This is a genomic window from Rubrivirga sp. S365, assembly GCF_032248475.1.
Taxonomy (GTDB): Bacteria; Bacteroidota; Rhodothermia; order Rhodothermales; family Rubricoccaceae; genus Rubrivirga; species Rubrivirga litoralis.
Map to the genome: position 1 here is coordinate 2,302,620 of NZ_JAVTTN010000001.1, position 17,319 is coordinate 2,319,938.

Here is a 17,319-nt window from a genome sequence, read left to right on the forward strand (position 1 = left end):
CAGCTTTTTCTGCCCGTTCCCCTTTCCCCGTTCCCCGTGCCCTCCCAAGACTCCCGCACCGACGTTGTCGCCGGCCGCAACCCCGTCCGCGAGGCCCTGGAGCGGGGCGATGGCCGCGTCGAGAAGGTGCTGCTCCAGAAAGGCACGCACGGGAGCGCCATCGACGCGATCCGCAACGCGGCGCGGGCGGCCAACGTCCCCGTCCAGTACGTGCCGCAGCCGAAGGTGGACCGCCTCGCGCCGCAGGCCGCCCACCAGGGCGTCGTCGCCGTCGTGGCGCCGGTCGCCTACGCGGACCTGGACGAGATGCTGTCGGCGATTGCCCCGACGCTGGACGACGTGCGTGCGCAGAAGCCGGTGCTCGTGGCGCTGGACGAGGTCGAGGACCCGCGCAACTTCGGGGCCATCCTGCGCAGCGCGCTCGGCGCCGGCGTGTCGGGCGTGGTCGTGCCCGAGCGCCGCGCCGCCCCGCTCTCGGCCGTCGCCGTGAAGGCGAGCGCGGGCGCGGCGCTCCAGATCCCGATCGCCCGGGCCGGCAACCTCGCCGAAGCGCTCCACGCGCTGAAGGAGCGCGGCTACTGGGTCGTCGGCCTTGAAGGGGGCGGGGCGGCCGAAGCTGGACCGCCGTCGGGCGGGGCGGGGCCGGAGCGGACGACGGTCTGGGACTACGACTGGGACCGGGCCGTGGCTGTCGTCGTCGGGAACGAGGGGAAGGGGCTCCGGCCGGGCGTGCGCGCCGTCTGCGACGTGCTGGTGGAGATCCCGCTGCGCGGGCCGGCCGAATCGCTCAACGTGTCGGTGGCGGCGGGCGTGGCGCTGTTCGCGGCGGTGCGCGGGCGATAATACCAGATCGCTAGTTTTTGGCCCCATGCTCCGACGCCTCCAGAGGAGTTCCCCTCCTGGACAGGAGGGGCTAGGGGTGGTGGACGGGACGGGCGGGCGGCTCGGGTGAGGCGCAAACCTCCAGAACTGGTACAGAGCCGCCACCGCCCCGCCCACAAAAAACGGCGGGGCGACCCGAAGGCCACCCCGCCGTTCCCTCTGATCGGGCGCCGCAGCGCCCGCTTCTCACCCAACCCTGGGGAGACTCGTCGTCCGCCGGCGCCCGAGGGTGGGGCGGGGCGGGTCGGCGCGGAGCGCCGAGAGTCGGCGCTAGGTTAGGACCGGCGCCGGAGGCCGTAGACGATCTTGCGGATCGTGTCGAACTGGAGGTACGGGTGCTGCTCGCGGAGCTCCTCGATGGCCTCGTACGCCGGCACCTCGTCGGCCCGCATGGACCGGAACTGCTGGCGGATTTGGTAGTCGCGCACGCCCTTCTCGTTCAGGAGGTTGTGCTCCTCGAGGATCTGGTAGACGTCGGGCGAGATGAGGCCGCCGAGCGGGTTCTGGTCGTACGTGATCTCCATCGGTCGCGGGGGCTCTGCTAGACGGTGGTGGGGGGACGGCGGGGCCGCTGGACATACGGTACCCACGGCCCACGCCGCTCCGAAACTCGACTGCCCGAACGGTCCCCACCGGACCCCGAACGGTTCCACGCCGTCCTGAACCGGGAACGCTACCGGACCGACGCCGTCACGCGCGTCCACGCCTCGACGTCGAGCCACCGGAGGCCGCCCCGCCCGCGCACGCGGCCGACGGCGAGGAGCCGGTCGCGGACGGCCAGCGAGTCGCCGCCGGGCACGCGGAGCGGGAACGCGCCGTCGCCCAGATCGAGCCACACGCGGTCGTCGGGGTCGATCTGAACCACGGTCCCGCCGACCGACGCCGTGACCACGCGGCCGCGCAGGCGGAGCGTGTCGAGCCGCCCGGCCTCGGCGTTGTGCACCGCGACGCGCTCGGCCGCGAGCGCCGCAAACGGCCCGCGGTCGGCTACGCCCCACAGGGCGACCAGTCCGACGACGATGGCGACCAAGACGCCCGCTGCGATCCACCCCGCTCGGTTCACGGCGCCGCCGCCTCCCGGGCCTCGGCCCGGACGTCGCGCAGGCTCGTCCCCTGCCACACCAGCGCGAGCACCCCGAACGCGCAGTAGAGCACGACGCCGGCCGCGTGGACCAGGATCGCGTACGTGGCCGCCGGCGTCGCCGCGACGGCGAACAGGAGCGTGAGCGCCTGGACGGTCGCGTAGTGGAACGAGCCCGTCCCGCCCGGGGCGGGGAGGGCCATCCCCACCCCGCCCACGGCCATGATGGCGCCGGCGTCGCCCAGCCCGAGGCCGTAGGCGCCCGAGAGGCCGAGGATGCGGAGCGGGAGGTCGGACATGAGCACGTAGCACGCCCACAGGAGGACCGTCGAGCCCAGGAGCGCCCACGGCCGGCCGGTCCGCACGAGCGAGACGAGGCCGTCGCGGAACGAGTCCAGCAGCGCCCGGACGCGCCCCGCCCCGCCCCCGGAGCGCCGCCGGAGCCACACGACGACGCCGGCGACGACGACTGCGAGGAACGCGAGCCCGGCCCACCCCGCCCCGACCGGGACCGAGCCGGCGAGCGCCCGGGCGCCGCCGGCGAACGCCTCCCAGACTGACGCGAGGCGGCCGCCGTACGTCAGCGCTACGGCGCCCAGCGCGAGCGCGAGCGCGACCACGTCGAGCAGCCGCTCGGCCACGACCGTCCCCAAGACGCCCGAGAACGTGGCCTCGCTGTTCCGGGCCACGTTCGCCGTCCGCGCCACCTCGCCCAGGCGCGGCGCGGCGTAGTTGACGAGGTAGCCGATAAAGACCGACGCCGTCGTCAGCCGGAGGTCCGCGCTGGGCCGCGAGGGGAGCGCCTCGATCAGCAGCCCCCACCGCCACGCGCGGACGACGACCGAGAGCACGCCGACGGCCACGAACGGGATGACCCACCCCCACGCTCCGTCTGCGAGCGCGCGCCCGACGCCGGCGAGGTCGGCGTCGCGGAGGGCCAGCCACAGCAGCACGGCCGCCAGCGCGAGGCTGGCGAGGGCGGGGAGGAGCGACCGGAGGCGGGGCACGGGCGGGGCGGCACAAAAAGAGTGCGGGGCCGCTCTACACGCGGCCCCGCACCAAACGATCCACGCGGGGTGGGAGCGGGGACGGGAGGGATAAGGCCGCCCCGCCCGCTCGGCACGCCCCGCAGTTCCTCTTCACCGCCTATCCCTCACCGCAGGTCGACCACCTCGGTGCCGCGCGGGGCCTGGAACCGGAACGCCGAGGCCGGCAGGTCCGCGTTCCGCTCGACGTCCTGGAGGTCGAAGGCGAGCGTGCTCCCCGACGTGTCGTGCACGCGGACGCGCGTGGGCACGGCGTCGACGTCGCGGACGTAGAGCGTCACGTCGCGGACGGTCGAGCCCGACTCGCGCGGGCGCAGCGTGAGGACCGTGTGCGGTACGCCGCCGATCCGGGCGCGCGTGGCGCCGGTCGCGCGGAACACGGTGAGGTAGTCCGTGAACAACTGGCCAACCGAGAAGCCGACGCGGGCGGGGTCATACGCCTGGACCACGACCTGGTCGTCGGGCTCGGAGTACGACCACATCGTCTGGCCGTCGGTGACGAGCACCTGGTCGCCCAGGTCAAGCCGGAACGCGTCGCCGCGGACCGAGAGCGTCCCACGCAGCTTCTGCTGGCCGACCGTCTGGACGAACGGCGCGCGGATGGACTCGAGCCGGCCGTAGCGGGTCTGGAGCTCGCGGGCGACGGACTCGGGCGAGGCCTGGGCCTCGGCGCGTCCACCAAAGAGGACGCTGGTGAGTAGGGCGACGAGCCCCAGCGTGCGGGGAAGCGTGGAGATGCGCATGGCGGTGGCGGTGGAGCCGGGCGAACGGGGGGACGGCGAGGATCGTTCAAACGACGTGCCGCCGCTCCGCGTGCCGAGGCCACAGCGCCGCCCCGCCCGGTGCCCCCGCGGGCGGGGTGGTCTGCACAGGCCCGCCCCGCCCTGTCCGCCTGCTGCCGTGACCGACCGCCCCGCCCGCCTGCTGTCCGTCTTTCGCGTTGTCTCCGGCGGTCAGACCGGCGTCGACCGCGCGGCCCTCGACGCTGCCCTCGCGCTCGGCGTCGCCGTCGGCGGGTGGTGCCCGGCGGGGCGGTGGGCCGAGGACGGGCCGGTCCCCAACCGCTACCCGCTCGTCGAAACGGCCACGGCCGACCCCGCCGAGCGGACGCGCCTCAACGTCCGCGACAGCGACGCCACGCTCGTGCTCGCGCCCGGCGGGCGGGGCGGGGTGGAGGGCGGGACGGCGCTCACGGTCCGCGCTGCCCGCACGCTGGGCCGCCCGGTGCTCGTCGTCCCGCCCCGCCCCGGCACCGCGGGCGGGTTCGACACGGGCGGGGTGGTCGCCTGGGTCCGCGCGCACGGCGCGCGGACGCTGAACGTGGCGGGCCCGCGTGAGAGCGAGGCGCCGGGCGTCTACGCGGCGGCTCTCGGCGCCGTGGGCGACACTCTCGGCCGGCTCCTCGAAGGCCGCCCTGCCCGATGACGGGCTGCGACGCCGCCCCGCCCGCTACTCCTCCTCCAGCCCCCGCTCGCCGCGGCGGCGGACGCCCCGCCCGAAGCGGCCTTCGTAAAGATCCTCGCCCGCCCGCATGCGCCGGTACGCCGTCCACAGCACGGCGCCGACCAGGACCGCCCCGCCCACGGTCACGACCAGGACCGGGATCCAGAACGAGTGGTCGAACCCGCCCTCGACCCACTTCGGCTGCTTGAGGCGGACGTCCGGGTTCGTCGCCGCCGCCCACGCGAGCCACCCGCCGGCGGCCACGATGAACGCGAGCACGACGCCGAGCGCCGTGCGGAGCATCCGCAGACCCGTCTCGTTCGCGCTCATGCCAGGGCGGGGAGGTCGGGGCGGTCAGAGCCAGCCGGGGCGGGGCGGTCTTCGGCCGGGCGGACCTCCACGCCGGCCGCGGCCAGGTACGCCTTGGCGTCGGCGACCGTCGTCTCGCGGAAGTGGAACATGGAGGCGGCGAGCACGGCGTCGGCGCGGCCGTCCACGAGCCCGGCGCGGAGGTCGTCGAGCCCGCCCGCCCCGCCCGAGGCGATGACCGGGACCGAGACGCGGTCGTCGAGCGCGCGGAGCAGGTCGAGGTCGTAGCCCGCGCGCGTCCCGTCGCGGTCCATGCTCGTCACCAGGAGCTCGCCCGCCCCGCCCTCGGCGCCGGCGACGGCCCAGGCGAGGGCGTCCAGGCCCGTCGCCCGGCGGCCGCCGTGCGTGAACACCTCCCACCCGCTCTCGGTCTGCCCGGTCCGCTTGGCGTCGATGGCGAGCACGACGCACTGCGCGCCAAAAGCGTCGGCCCCGCGTGCGAGAAGGGCCGGGTCCGCGAGGGCGGCCGAGTTGACCGACACCTTGTCGGCCCCGGCCTCCAGCATGGCCCGCATGTCGTCGACCGTCCGCACCCCGCCCCCGACCGTCAGCGGGATGAACACCTCGTCGGCCGTCCGGCGGACCACGTCGCGCATGGTCGCGCGGCCCTCGTGGGTCGCCGTGATGTCGAGGAAGACAAGCTCGTCGGCCCCCGACGCGTTGTAGAACCGGGCCTGCTCGACGGGGTCGCCCGCGTCGACAAGGTCCACGAACTGGACGCCCTTCACCACGCGCCCGTCGTGGACGTCGAGGCAGGGGACGATGCGCTTGGCTAACACGGCTACAGGGTACGAGGTACAGGGTACGAGGTACGGAGCGAGGGTACCCAGTACCCGGTACCCCGTACCTAGCCTCGGAGGGCGAGGCGGGCCGACGAGAACCGCTCCAGGTCCACCTCGTCCTTGCGGTGCCAGCACCAGAACTGCTGGCAGGGGAACTGGTTTTCGTAGAGCGCGCGGCCGACGACCACTGAGTCCACGCCGACGCCGTCGAGGGCCTGGAGCGCGAGCAGGTCGCGGTAGCCGCCCACCCCGCCCGAGGCCGTGATCTTCGCCTTCTGGAGCGCGGCGCCCATCTCGCGGTAGGCGGCCACGTTCGGCCCTTCGAGCGTCCCGTCGCGGGCGATGTCGGTGTAGACCACGCGGCGGACGCCCCGGCGCTCCATCTCGACGGCGAACTCGACCGCGCTCCGCCCCGAGCCCTCTTCCCACCCCGCCGTCCGCACCTCGCCGTCGCGGGCGTCGATGCCGACCACGATGCGCCGGTCGCCGAAGCGCGCCACGGCCTCCGACACCAGGTCCGGCTCGCGGACGGCGGCCGTGCCCAGGACCACGCGGTAGACGCCCAGGTCGAGCATGGCCTGCACGTCGTCGAGCGTGCGGACGCCGCCGCCGACCTGGACCGGGATGTCGAGCCCCGCCGCCACGCGCGCGATGACGTCGCGGTTGTCCTCGGCCGGCGGCCCCTCCGAGACGCGCGCCGCGTCTAGGTCGACGAGGTGGAGCACGCGGGCGTTCATGACCCGCCACAGCTTCGCCATGCGGACCGGGTCGTCGAAGTAGACGGTCTCGTCGTCGTAGCGGCCTTGCCGGAGCCGGACGCACCGGCCGCCTCGCAAGTCAATCGCGGGAATCAAGAGCATGGACAGGCCCGGCGGGCGGGGTGGCTAGGCGGGGACGGGCGCGGGCGCCCACTCGGCGAACCGGCGGAGCAGCGCGAGCCCGCCGTCCGCGCTCTTCTCGGGGTGGAACTGGACGCCGACCAGGCTGCCGCGGCCGACGACGGCCGGCACCGGGCCGCCGTAGTCGACCGTCGCCAGCACGTCGGAGGCGCGGGCGGGGCGGGCGTGGTACGAGTGAACAAAGTAGACGTGGGGGAGCGTGCCCTGGCCGAGGACCGGGTGCGCGGCCTGCCGGTGGAGCCGGTTCCAGCCCATGTGCGGCACCTTCAGACGCCGGCCGCCGCCCCGCCCGTCCGCCCCGCCCCGCCCGTCGAAGCGGACGACCCGGCCGGGGAGCAGGCCCAGCCCCGCGTGCTCGGTCCCGTCGGCGTGGGGCCGCTCTTCCGAAGCGTCGAACAGGAGCTGCATCCCGACGCACACGCCCAGGACGGGCACGCCGGCCGCGGCCCGCTCGCGGACGAGCCGGTCGAGCCCACGCGCGGCGAGCGCGTCGGCGCATGCTCCGAACGCGCCGACGCCCGGGAGCACGAGCCGCTCGGCATCGCGGAGCGCGTCCGCGTCGTCGGTCCGCTCGACGGGCACGCCGGCGGCCTCGAACGCCTTGGCGAGCGAGCGGAGGTTGCCGATGCCGTAGTCGATGATGCGCGTCATGGGGGCGGGGCGTCCCGGGAAGGTCGGCCCAGAACGGGGCGGACGCGCGTAAAGGGTCCGCCACCCCGCCCGCTTCCCCGATTCTCGACGGGAAATCGCACGCCGATCCGGGCGGCGGACCCGGAGGGCGGGGCGGACTCCGCGGACTCGATGACGCCCGCGCGCGGGGCGGGACCGTCGCCTCTGCCTTACGCGGCCTGGGGATACGCCCGGTCCGGGCGGTCCGGTAGCGCATGTTCCTGTTAAGGTTCTCGGGGAGCCGGCCGATCCTATCTTCGTCGGCGGCGCCTGGGGCTCTCTGGACTGGCCTCTCCTCGGAGAGCCCTTTCTCTGGAATCGCAGCGCGCTCGCGGGGTCGGGTGCCTGTGGTGGGACGTCCGGCCCCGCCCTGTGTCTGCTTGGCAAGGCGACCGCCCCGCCCTCGCCTGCGCGGGCGGGGTGGGGCCGCTCCGACGTCCGTAGCGCCGTCGCGTGCAGCGGCGAGGCTGCTGGGTAGCTCAGCGATCTGTTTAGGGTCAGGTGATGGCCCGCCCGCTACGCCCGCCCCGCCTGGGCGCCGCGGTCCGACGGCGTTGCCCGACGGCGTTGCATGCAACGCCGCTACGGCGTCTGCCCCGCCCTCGCGTTCTGCGGGCGGGGTGGTGCATCTTTTGCCCGCTGCCCGCTGCCCGCTGCCCGCTGCCCGCTGCCCGCTGCCCGCTGCCCGCTGCCCGCTGCCCGCGGCTACTCCGCTACCTCGCCCTCGGCGGCCACCTCGGCGGGCTCGCCGCTGAGGAGCGCGTCGAGGTGGAACTCGTCGGGGACGAGCACTTCGCGGGCCTTCGAGCCCTCGAACGGGCCGACGATGCCGGCGTCTTCGAGCTGGTCCACGAGCCGCGCCGCGCGCGTGTAGCCGACCGACAGCTTCCGCTGCAAGAGCGACACCGAACCCTGCTGGCTGCGCACGATGACCTTGGCGGCGTCCTCGAACAGGTCATCCACGTCGTCGGAGATGTTGCCGGCCGCGCCGTCGGGGGCGTCGCCGGCCGGGTCCATCGGCGGGAGGAGGTAGGGGCCGGCGCCCTCCTGGCCCGAGATGAACCCGGACACGGCCTCGACCTCGTCGACCGATACGAACGGCCCCTGGAGGCGCGTCAGGCGCGACCCGTTCATGTACAGCAGGTCGCCGTTGCCGACCAGCTGCTGCGCCCCGCCCCCGTCGATGATCGTCCGGCTGTCGATCTTCGACGACGTCTGGTAGGCCATCCGCGACGGGAAGTTGGCCTTGATCAGTCCGGTGATGACGTCGACCGACGGGCGCTGCGTGGCGAGGACGAGGTGGATGCCGACGGCCCGGGCCATCTGCGCGAGCCGTGCAATCGGCGCCTCGACTTCCTTGGCGCTCGTCATCATGAGGTCGGCCAGCTCGTCGACGACCACGACGACGTAGGGGAGCCGCTTGTGCTTCGGGCCGAGGTCGGCCAGCTTGCCGGCCGCGTGCTTCTTGTTGTACTCCTCGATCCCGCGCACGCCGGCCTCGGCGAGCAGGTCGTAGCGGATCTCCATCTCGCGCTCGCACGACCGGAGCGCGGCGGCGGCTTGCGCGAAGTCGGTGATGATCGGGTCCTCGGCGTCCTCGGGCATGGCCGAAAAGTGCCGGAGGAGCTCGGCGTACCCGTTGAGCTCGATCTTCTTGGGGTCGACCATCACGAACTTGAGGTCGGCCGGGCGCTTGGCGTAGAGGAGCCCCACGATGAGCGCGTTGACGCCGACCGACTTGCCCGAGCCCGTGGCCCCGGCGACGAGCAGGTGCGGCATCTTGGCGAGGTCCTCGACGAACACCTTGCCCTCGATCGTCTTCCCGATGGGGACCGGGAGCGCCATCTTGCCGCCGCGCGCGGCGTCGACGAACTCCTTCCGCGTGAGGAGCTGCCGGAGGCGGACCATCTCGCGCGTCCGGTTCGGGATCTCGACGCCGATCGACGACTTGCCCGGGATGGGCGCGATGATGCGGATGCCGGGCGCGGCGAGCGCCATCGCGAGGTCGTCTTCGAGCGCCGTGATGCGGCTGATCTTGACGCCGGCCGCCGGCGTCAGCTCGTAGCGCGTGACGGTGGGGCCGACGACGGCCTCGATGGCGTCGATCTGGATGTTGTACGTCTCGAGCTTGTCGAGGAGCAGCTGCTTGTTCTCCTCGATCTCGTCGAGGTCCACCTCGGGGTCGCCCTCGGACTGCTCCAGGAGCTCGACCGACGGCATCTGGTACGGGAGGTCGGCCTCGTCGGGCACCGGCGCGCGCACGGCGTCGAGGTCGACGGCGGCCTCCTCGACCGGCGCGGTCACGTGGAAGGCCGGCGCCGCGCGCTCGGCGGCCACGATCTCGTCGAGCACCGGGTCGTCCGGGAGCCCGTCGCCCACGGCGGGCGGGGCGGCCGGGAGCGGCTCGGACGGCTCGGGGCGGGGCGGCTCCGGGCGGGGCGGGGCGGCCTCGACGGGCGGCGGGCTCGCGGGGAGCGGGGCGGGGGCCTCGTCCGGCGCCTTCTGGGGCGCCGCCTTTTTCGCGGGCGGGGCGGACGCCTTCTCGGTCTGCTTCGCCGCCTTCTGCTTCTCCTTCTCCGCGCGCCGCGCGTCGCGCTCGGCGGTTGCCTCGTTGCGCGCCTTCTCGCGGAGCACCTTCCGCTCGGTCGCCCCGGTCCGGTACGTCGCCCAGCGCTCGGTCACCGCCCCGCCCAGCGACGTCACAGCGCCCTCGGCCCGGTCCAGCGACGTCTGGATGTCGCGGTCCCACACCAGCAGGACCGTGACGACGACGGCGACGGCCAGCACGATGCCGGCGCCCACGACGCCGCCCAGGCTCACGAGCCACCCCGCCACGCCCAGCCCGAGCGCCCCGCTCCAGCGCGCGAGGTCGGCGTCGATGAGGCCGTCGAGCCAGCCGAAAAAGCAGGCCAGGAACAAGGCGCCCGCGAACGCGAGCCCGGTCAGGAGCGGGAGGAAGACGGGCGTCTTCTGGCGCAGCAGGAGCCAGCCCCACGCGAACAGGCAGGCCACGACGAGGAGCGTCGGGAAGCCGAGGAACTCGGCCACGAGCGCCTTGGCGATCAGCGCGCCGACCGGCCCGAGCAGGTTGTCGACCCGGTTGTCGCCGGGGTCGAAGAGCGCGTCGCGCTCGGCGCCGGCGAGGAGCGCGTCGTCGGCCGGCGCGTGCGTGACCACGGCGAGCGAGACGAGCACGGCGAGCGCCATCAGGATGATGCCGAGCACCTCCTGCTTGCGCTGGCGCGAAAAGCCGCCGGCGGATGTCTTGGATTTGGAGCGGCCCTTCTTGGACCGCGCCGAGCTGCGTGTGCTGCTCACCGGAGTGGGGGGACGAACGGTGGCGTGGGGTGAAGGTACACCGAAGGCAGGTGGATCGGTGAGTCAGTGGGTCAGTGCAGGATCAGTGGGCCGGTGGATCAGTGGGTCGGTGCGGGATCAGCGTGTCCGTGGTCGACAGGCGGCGAGCGGCGAGCGGCGCTAGCGGGCGGGGTGGTCTGCCTTCCGGTGGCGCCCCGCCCCGCCCGCCGAGGCCGCCCCGCCCCGCCGTCGCGCGCCGTTGCGCCCGACCCGAACCGCGGTGCCTGTAGGGGCGAAGCATTCGCCGGTGGCCGGAGTGCCGGCCCTGCCGGAACCGCAGGAGTGGCCCAGGGCAGAAGCCCGGTAGGACGGCAGCGAATGCTTCGCCCCTACCCAACGCGCGGTCGGCCCGGATCAACGCGCCGCGCCCGGTGCGGGCGGGGCGGCCTCGGTCCGGTCCCCGCATCGCCAGACCGCCCCGCCCCCAGCGTGGGCGGGGTGGTGCGTCGGATCGCCCTCGTGCCCGACCCCGCCCCGCCGTTGCATGCAACGGCGCTACCCGGGCGGCGGGCGGGGCGGTCGGCCCGGATAAACGCGCCGCCCCGCCCCTCGCCGTCCACGGGCGGGGCGGGCACCTCCACCGACCCACTGATCCACCGACCCACTGATCCACCGACCCACTGATCCACCGACCCACTGATCCACCGACCCACCGTCTACCGTGCCTCCAGGACGAACCGGCGGTCGCGGAAGACGGGGAGCGCGTCGCTCGCGTCGATCCGGGCCGCGAAGGCGACGTCGTCGGCGTGGCCGAGCGCGACGAGCCGCTGCGTGTGGCGGGCGCCGAGGATCGTCCGGGCCAGGCGGCTCTCGCTCCCCCGGTACAGGGCCGACGCGATCTGGACGCTGTCCGAGAGCCCGGCGGCCGCCTCGGCGCCCACGACGCGCGCGACCAGGAGCCCGGCGCAGAGCGTGTCCTCGAGCGAGACGCGGCCCTCGGACCCCGCGCACAGGACGGCGGCGGGGCGGCCGTCGTCCAGCGCCCGGCGGAGGAAGCCGGCCGCGGCGTCGGCGTTCGTGAACGCGCCGACGGCGAGCGCCGCCGCCGACCGCGCCTGCGCCATGGCCGCCGTCCCGTTCGTCGTCGTGAGCACGACGGTCCGCCCGGCGACGGCCTCGGGCGTGTACTCGAGCGGCGAGTTGCCGGCCTGGTAGCCCGGGATCCGCTCGCCGCCCCGCTCGCCGCCCAGAAGCGACACGTCGGCGTCGAGCGAGGCCGCGAGGCGTCCGGCCTCGCCCTTGTCGGCGACCGGGATCACGGCGCGCGCCCCGTTCTCGAGCGCGGCCACAATCGTCGTCGACGCCCGGAGCACGTCGACGACCACGACGGCGCGGCCGTGGAGGGCGTCCTCGGCCAGCCCGGCCGGCGTGAGGAAGACGTCGAGGTCGGGCGCGCTCACGAGGCGCGGTGGAACGGGGGCTTGGTGACGGTCGCCGGGAGCACGCGGCCCCGTACGGAGACCCCGAGCCGCGTCCCGGGCGCCGTGTACGCCGGCTCGTTGGGGACGAACCCGAGGGCGACGCCGGCCCCCAGCGCCGGCGACTGGCTCCCGCTCGTGACCACGCCGACTTCGGCCCCGCCCTCGTCCACGATCGGGTAGCCCTCGCGCGGGATGCCCCGGCCCTCGACGACCAGCCCGACGATCCGGCGCGGCACGCCGTCCGCCTTTTGCTGGACGAGCGCGTCGCGGCCCACGAAGTCGCCGGCGTCCGGCTTCACGACCCAGCCCAGGTTCGCCTCGTAGGGCGTCGTGTCGTCGGTGAGCTCGTGGCCGTAGAGGCTGAACCCGGCCTCCAGGCGGAGCGTGTCGCGGGCGCCGAGCCCGGCCGGGACGAGCCCGCGCTCGGCGCCGGCCTCCAGGAGCGCGTCCCACGCCCGCCCGGCCGCCTCGTTCTCGAGGTAGATCTCGAGCCCGGGCTCGCCCGTGTACCCGGTCGTCGAGACGAGCGCGCGCTGGGCGCCGAACACGGCGCCGGGGGCGGGGCGGACGAAGCGGTACGAGCCCACGTCGGACATGTCGATCCCCGTCGCCGCCTCGAAAATCTCGAACGCGCGCGGCCCCTGGAGCGCGAGGAGCGCCGTGTCGGCGGACTCGTCCTCGACCTCGACGTCCAGCCCGGCCCGCTCGGCGACCGCCGTGACGTGCGCCCAGTCCTTCTCGATGTTCGACGCGTTGACGACGAGCATCACGTCGTCCTCGGCCACCCGGTAGACGAGGAGGTCGTCGACCGCCCCGCCCGCGTCGTGGCAGAGGACGGCGTAGAGGGCCTTCCCGTCGTCGAGCGTCGAGACGTCGTTGGTCACGAGCCGCTGGGCGAGCGCGAGCGCGTCCGGCCCGCGGAGCCTGAACTCGCCCATGTGGCTCACGTCGAACAGCCCGGCCGCCTCGCGGACCGCCCGGTGCTCGTCGAGGATGCCCGAGTACTGGATCGGCATCTCGAACCCGGCGAACGGGGCCATCTTGGCGCCCGCGGCGAGGTGCCGGTCGTGGAGCGGGGTGGTGCGGAGGTCGGTCTCGGACACGGGCGCGCGGGGCGGGGTGGGGGAGGGGCCGGAAAGTAGCCTCGCCCCGCCCGGCCGCCCGGCCCTAGCCGGCCTCGACCGCCGTCTCCTCGGTGGCGTACGTCTCGGCGTAGCGCGCGACGGCCTCGCGGATCACCTCGATGGCGCGCTCGCGGTTCTGGTAGCCCTGGACCTCGACCGTCTTGTTCTCGAGCGTCTTGTAGTCGAGGAAGAACCGCTCGGTCTGGCGGAGCGTGTGCGGGCGGAGGTGGTCGAGGTCGTTGATCGTCGCCACGTCGGGGTCGTCGCAGCACACGGCGATGATCTTCTCGTCGCCCCGGCCCTCGTCGCGCATCGGGAGCATGCCGATGGCGCGGGCGCGGACGATGGACAGCGGCTGCACGCCCTCGTTCATCAGCACGAGCACGTCGAGCGGGTCGCCGTCGTCGCCGAGCGTCTGCGGCAGGAACCCGTAGTTGGCCGGGTACAGCACGGCGCTGTAGAGGACACGGTCGAGGCGGAGCAGCCCGCTCTCCTTGTCGAGCTCGTACTTGAGCGTGCCCCCCTTGGGGACCTCGATGACGGTCTGGAAGCACCCGGCGGGGTCGCCGGTGGGGAGGTCGTGCCAGGGGTGCATGGATTCGCGGGGGGCGGGGCGGGGGGACACTCGGGTGGGGGGTAGGTTGGCGGGCTCCCAACCCACCAAGCCCGTGCCCAAGATCCCGTCCGCCGCCGTCGCCGTCGCCCTCGCCGGCGGTTTTCTCGGAGGCTGCGCGGCCACGTCGTCCGATCTCCCCACGCTCGCCGCCGCCCCGACGCCCGCCGTGGCCGGCCCGGCGGCCCCCACCGGCGACGCCGCGCTCGACACGTTCCTCGCCGACCTCGCCGCCGCCATCGGCCTCCACGACTGGGCGGCCGTGGCCGCCGCGCTCGACCCCGCCGCCTACGGCGCGCGCGTGGCGCCGGGCCGCCCCGCCCCGCCCGCCGGGGCCGCGCCCGACGAGGCCGCGCGCGCCGTGATCGCCGAGGCGCTGGGCCTGAGCGTCCCGCTCGACGCCATCCGCGTCGTCACGCTCCGCGCCGCCGAGCGCGGGCCGGGCGGGGCGGTGGCCGTCACCGGCGACGTCCGCCGCGACGACGGCGCGCACCGGCCGATCTCGTTCTCGGTGCGCCGCGGCGCGGGCGGGGCGTACCACGTCGAGGTGCCGGGGACGTAGGGCGGAGCCGTAGGGCGGGGCGGGGCAACCTTTGGGGACTCTCCTGAGTGGAACCCCCTCCCTTCACCCGCTCCCCCGTCTTCATGTTCGAGATCTTTATCGTCCTCGCCGTCGTGGCGCTCGTCGCCGCCCTCCTCGGGTTCCGAGGCGTGGCCGGCCTCTCCGCGGACCTCGCCAAGTGGGCGCTGATCGCCGCCGTCGTCCTCGTCATCATCGGGTTCTTCCTGCGATAGCGGCCGCACGGCCCGCCCCGGCGGCGCCCCGGCCTCGGCTCGGGCGCCGCCTTCTGTTTCCCCACCCCGCCCCCGCAGCCCCCATGCGCGCGCTCCGCCTCCACAAGACCGACGACGGCATCGACCCCCGCCTCGAGGACGTCCCCGAGGGCGACCTCCCCGAGGGCGAGGTGCTCCTCGACGTCACGCACTCGAGCCTGAACTACAAGGACGGGCTGGCCGTGAGCGGGCGGGGCAAGATCGTCCGCGGCGCGTTCCCGTTCGTCCCGGGCATCGACCTCGCCGGGACCGTCGTCGACGGCGGCGGGAGCGACTGGGCGCCCGGCGACCGCGTCGTGCTCACGGGCTGGGGCACGGGCGAGGACCGCTGGGGCGGCTACGCCGAGCGCGCCCGCGCGAGCGCCGACCACCTCGTCCGCCTGCCCGACGGGCTCTCGGCCGAGGACGCCATGTGGATCGGGACGGCCGGGCTCACGGCCATGCTCTCGGTGCTGGCGCTGGAGGACCACGGGGTCGACGCCGGCGACGGGCCGGTCGCCGTCACGGGCGCCTCGGGCGGCGTCGGGTCGACGGCCACGGCGCTCCTGGCCGACGCCGGCTACGCGGTCTCGGCCGTGACCGGGACCGAGAGCGCGCACGACTACCTCCGCGCGCTCGGCGCCGCAGACGTCGTCGGCCGCGAGGCGCTCGCCACCCCGCCCGAGGCGCCGATGGGGCGGGGCATGTGGGCCGGCGCCGTCGACTCGGTCGGCGGCACGACGCTGGCCTCGCTGCTCGCCACGACCAAGCGCCACGGGTGCGTCGCCGCGTGCGGCCTCGCGGGCGGGGCGGCGCTCGAGACGACCGTCTTCCCGTTCATCCTGCGCGGCGTGACGCTGGCCGGGATCGACTCGAACACCGCCCCGCCCTCGCTCCGCGACGAGGCCTGGGCGCGGCTGGCCGACGCCGTCGGGCGGGGCGCGCTGGGCGCGGTCGAGCGGACGGTGATCTCGCTCGGCGACGTGCCGGCGTGGGCGGGGCGGATCGTCGACGGCGACACGGTCGGGCGCGTGGTCGTGGACGTGCGCGCGTGAGCGGGGCGGGGCTCCCTCGGCGGGCGGCCACGGGTATAATGGCGGGGAGGGCCGCTCGTGGGCGGGGCGACTGAAAGCTTATTTATGCCGCCTTCTGCCCGTAGAGGGGTGACAGACTGATGGCGTTCATCTTGACTTCATTGAGGCTGGTTCCACTCATCCGCGGTCAGGTCTATGGCAGGGTTCAACGCAAACCAGTTCAAACGTCAACTGCAACAGGCGCAGAGGAAAGCTGAACAGCAGATGAAGCGAGAGGTTGACCGCTACAACCGAGAGGTCAGACGGGAGGTGGATCGGGTTAATCGTGCTAACCAGAAGGCGGTTGACGACTACAACCGGAAGGTGAGGACCCAGAATCAAAAGGCGGTTGATGACTACAACCGCAAAGTCCGAAGCCACAACCAGAAGGCTGACGCTCACAACAAGAAGGTCATCGCGGACCTCAACCGCCAGCTTCGCTCACCGTCGAGCAGCGTCAGATACACGCAGCCTGAACGCAACCTCGCAGATCGAGTCAACAGCGCGGTTGCTGCCCTCGACCCCCGCGAGTATGACAGCTTTCTCAGTTATGCCCGCATTGACGGGTCTCAGGTTGCTACTGATCTACGCGACGCTCTGGAGAATCTCGGTGTAGCGGTGTGGTTCGACGCGGTAGCTATCGTCCCCGGCCGTAGTCAGTCGCTCCAAATGGACGAGGGTCTTCGCAAGGCCCGTTCTGGAATCGCCGTACTCACCCCAGCATACATGACCGGGCGTTTCTGGACTGAACGCGAGCTTGGCGTTCTCCTCGGCAAAACGACTCTCATTCCGGTTCTCCACAACGTCACTTTCGAAGACGTGGAAGAGTACAGTGGCATCCTCCCTGATTTGGCAGGCTTCACCACCAAGCAAGATTCGATTTCTGACATCGCGCAGAAGATCGCAGCTGCCGTGCTTGTTGAGAGCGAGCTAGGGGGGTAGCAGAGCTCGTTGCTCTGGACGGCATAACCCGCCGCTGGTATTAGGTAGAAGTCAATGGGTCGTCGGCGATTCCGGTCGGTGGGGGCGGGGTGGGCGTGAGGAGAGAGGCGGGGTGGTGGGCCGCGCTCCACGGGGCCGCCCCGTGTGGCCACCCCGCCCGCTCGCCTCTGATCTCGTCCGCCACACGCTCGGAACAACCGGCTCCCCGTGGCTTCTCAAGCCCATGAACTGGCGCGAGCACATCACGGTCGATCCACAGGTTTGTCACGGGCGTGCGTGCGTCCGGGGCACCCGCGTCCCCGTCGCCGTCGTCCTCGACAACCTCGCTGCCGGACTCTCTTCCGACGAGATCACCCGGAGTTACCCCACGGTCTCAGCTGAAGCGGTCCGGGCTGCGCTCGCATACGCGGCCGACCTCGCTGGGGAGCGCGTGGTCTCTGTTCCGGCGTGAGGGTCAAGCTCGACGAGAACCTCCCGGCCGAGGCGGCCGATGTCTTCCGTGGTGCCGGACATGATGCGGCGACGGTGCTGGAGCAGGAGATGGGTGGGGAGCCAGACCCGAATGTGGCGGCCGTGTGCCAGCGGGAGAGCCGAGCGCTCGTCACGCTCGACACAGACTTTGCCGATATCCGCTCGTATCCACCGAGCGATTACCCGGGCCTCGTCGTCCTCCGGCTCCGGCGGCAGGACAAGCCGCACGTGCTCGGCGTGCTGGAACGGATGCTCCCACTCTTGAACGTCGAGCCGCTGGACCGGCGGCTCTGGATCGTAGGCGAGGAGCGGGTCCGAGTCCGCAGCTAGCAAC

Annotated in this window: 20 protein-coding genes; 8 read left to right on the forward strand and 12 right to left on the reverse strand. The window is 73.7% G+C overall.

Features of this window, described 5'->3' with window-relative positions; all coding sequences use genetic code 11:
* Positions 1-36: 36 nt before the first annotated feature.
* Positions 37-843, forward strand: a complete 807-nt coding sequence (gene rlmB / locus RQM47_RS09950; RefSeq protein ID WP_311664907.1) for a 23S rRNA (guanosine(2251)-2'-O)-methyltransferase RlmB — start codon at positions 37-39, stop codon at positions 841-843.
* A gap of 314 nt (positions 844-1,157) precedes the next feature.
* Here the strand turns inward: rlmB and RQM47_RS09955 are convergent, their stop codons facing one another.
* The 4 genes from RQM47_RS09955 to RQM47_RS09970 form a co-directional block, all read right to left on the reverse strand.
* On the reverse strand, positions 1,158-1,406 hold the full coding sequence (locus tag RQM47_RS09955; protein ID WP_311664905.1) for a hypothetical protein: 249 nt from the start codon (positions 1,404-1,406) through the stop codon (positions 1,158-1,160).
* A 149-nt stretch (positions 1,407-1,555) separates the two neighbouring features.
* Positions 1,556-1,945: a hypothetical protein gene (locus RQM47_RS09960; RefSeq protein WP_314008779.1), complete on the reverse strand. Its 390-nt coding sequence runs from the start codon at positions 1,943-1,945 to the stop codon at positions 1,556-1,558.
* Positions 1,942-2,970, reverse strand: a complete 1,029-nt coding sequence (locus RQM47_RS09965) for a lysylphosphatidylglycerol synthase transmembrane domain-containing protein (RefSeq protein WP_311664899.1) — start codon at positions 2,968-2,970, stop codon at positions 1,942-1,944. Before RQM47_RS09965 ends, RQM47_RS09960 begins: the two co-directional genes overlap by 4 nt.
* A 146-nt stretch (positions 2,971-3,116) precedes the next feature.
* Positions 3,117-3,752, reverse strand: coding sequence for an outer membrane lipoprotein carrier protein LolA (locus RQM47_RS09970; protein ID WP_311664896.1), 636 nt, complete (start codon positions 3,750-3,752; stop codon positions 3,117-3,119).
* Between the two features lie 157 nt (positions 3,753-3,909).
* On the opposite strand from RQM47_RS09970, the gene RQM47_RS09975 reads away from it, so the two are divergent.
* Positions 3,910-4,434, forward strand: coding sequence for a putative molybdenum carrier protein (locus RQM47_RS09975; protein WP_311664894.1), 525 nt, complete (start codon positions 3,910-3,912; stop codon positions 4,432-4,434).
* A gap of 24 nt (positions 4,435-4,458) precedes the next feature.
* Here the strand turns inward: RQM47_RS09975 and RQM47_RS09980 are convergent, their stop codons facing one another.
* From RQM47_RS09980 to RQM47_RS10015, 8 genes are all read right to left on the reverse strand, one after another.
* Positions 4,459-4,782, reverse strand: a complete 324-nt coding sequence (locus RQM47_RS09980) for a hypothetical protein (RefSeq protein WP_311664892.1) — start codon at positions 4,780-4,782, stop codon at positions 4,459-4,461.
* Positions 4,779-5,600 carry an imidazole glycerol phosphate synthase subunit HisF gene (gene hisF, locus RQM47_RS09985; protein WP_311664890.1) on the reverse strand — a complete coding sequence of 274 codons (822 nt, stop codon included), beginning with the start codon at positions 5,598-5,600 and terminating at the stop codon, positions 4,779-4,781. The genes RQM47_RS09980 and hisF overlap by 4 nt, the downstream gene beginning before the upstream one ends.
* A gap of 68 nt (positions 5,601-5,668) precedes the next feature.
* Complete coding sequence (gene hisA / locus RQM47_RS09990) at positions 5,669-6,463, reverse strand: 1-(5-phosphoribosyl)-5-[(5-phosphoribosylamino)methylideneamino]imidazole-4-carboxamide isomerase (protein ID WP_311664888.1); 795 nt, start codon at positions 6,461-6,463, stop codon at positions 5,669-5,671.
* Between the two features lie 24 nt (positions 6,464-6,487).
* Positions 6,488-7,153: an imidazole glycerol phosphate synthase subunit HisH gene (hisH, locus tag RQM47_RS09995; RefSeq protein ID WP_311664886.1), complete on the reverse strand. Its 666-nt coding sequence runs from the start codon at positions 7,151-7,153 to the stop codon at positions 6,488-6,490.
* A gap of 723 nt (positions 7,154-7,876) precedes the next feature.
* Complete coding sequence (locus RQM47_RS10000) at positions 7,877-10,489, reverse strand: FtsK/SpoIIIE family DNA translocase (protein WP_314008784.1); 2,613 nt, start codon at positions 10,487-10,489, stop codon at positions 7,877-7,879.
* Between the two features lie 695 nt (positions 10,490-11,184).
* Positions 11,185-11,928: a 2-phosphosulfolactate phosphatase gene (locus tag RQM47_RS10005; protein WP_314008786.1), complete on the reverse strand. Its 744-nt coding sequence runs from the start codon at positions 11,926-11,928 to the stop codon at positions 11,185-11,187.
* Positions 11,925-13,052, reverse strand: coding sequence for a glycine cleavage system aminomethyltransferase GcvT (gene gcvT, locus RQM47_RS10010; RefSeq protein ID WP_314008789.1), 1,128 nt, complete (start codon positions 13,050-13,052; stop codon positions 11,925-11,927). Before gcvT ends, RQM47_RS10005 begins: the two co-directional genes overlap by 4 nt.
* A 64-nt stretch (positions 13,053-13,116) precedes the next feature.
* Positions 13,117-13,668, reverse strand: a complete 552-nt coding sequence (locus RQM47_RS10015) for an inorganic diphosphatase (protein ID WP_314008792.1) — start codon at positions 13,666-13,668, stop codon at positions 13,117-13,119.
* Between the two features lie 73 nt (positions 13,669-13,741).
* On the opposite strand from RQM47_RS10015, the gene RQM47_RS10020 reads away from it, so the two are divergent.
* The 6 genes from RQM47_RS10020 to RQM47_RS10040 all read left to right on the forward strand — a co-directional run bounded on the left by RQM47_RS10020 (position 13,742) and on the right by RQM47_RS10040 (position 17,315).
* The gene (locus tag RQM47_RS10020) at positions 13,742-14,248 is read left to right on the forward strand and encodes a hypothetical protein (protein ID WP_314008795.1); all 507 of its coding nucleotides are present in this window, start codon (positions 13,742-13,744) and stop codon (positions 14,246-14,248) included.
* A gap of 83 nt (positions 14,249-14,331) precedes the next feature.
* Positions 14,332-14,481 (forward strand): DUF1328 family protein, encoded by a 150-nt coding sequence (locus RQM47_RS10025; protein WP_314008798.1) that lies wholly within the window; start codon positions 14,332-14,334, stop codon positions 14,479-14,481.
* A gap of 83 nt (positions 14,482-14,564) precedes the next feature.
* Positions 14,565-15,554, forward strand: a complete 990-nt coding sequence (locus RQM47_RS10030; protein WP_314008801.1) for an MDR family oxidoreductase — start codon at positions 14,565-14,567, stop codon at positions 15,552-15,554.
* A 174-nt stretch (positions 15,555-15,728) separates the two neighbouring features.
* Positions 15,729-16,514 (forward strand): TIR domain-containing protein, encoded by a 786-nt coding sequence (locus RQM47_RS10035; protein WP_314008803.1) that lies wholly within the window; start codon positions 15,729-15,731, stop codon positions 16,512-16,514.
* 223 nt (positions 16,515-16,737) lie between these two features.
* Positions 16,738-16,965 carry a DUF433 domain-containing protein gene (locus RQM47_RS17440; RefSeq protein WP_409945774.1) on the forward strand — a complete coding sequence of 76 codons (228 nt, stop codon included), beginning with the start codon at positions 16,738-16,740 and terminating at the stop codon, positions 16,963-16,965.
* Entirely contained in the window at positions 16,962-17,315 is a 354-nt protein-coding gene (locus tag RQM47_RS10040) for a DUF5615 family PIN-like protein (protein ID WP_314008805.1), read from the forward strand. The genes RQM47_RS17440 and RQM47_RS10040 overlap by 4 nt, the downstream gene beginning before the upstream one ends.
* Positions 17,316-17,319 lie beyond the last annotated feature (4 nt).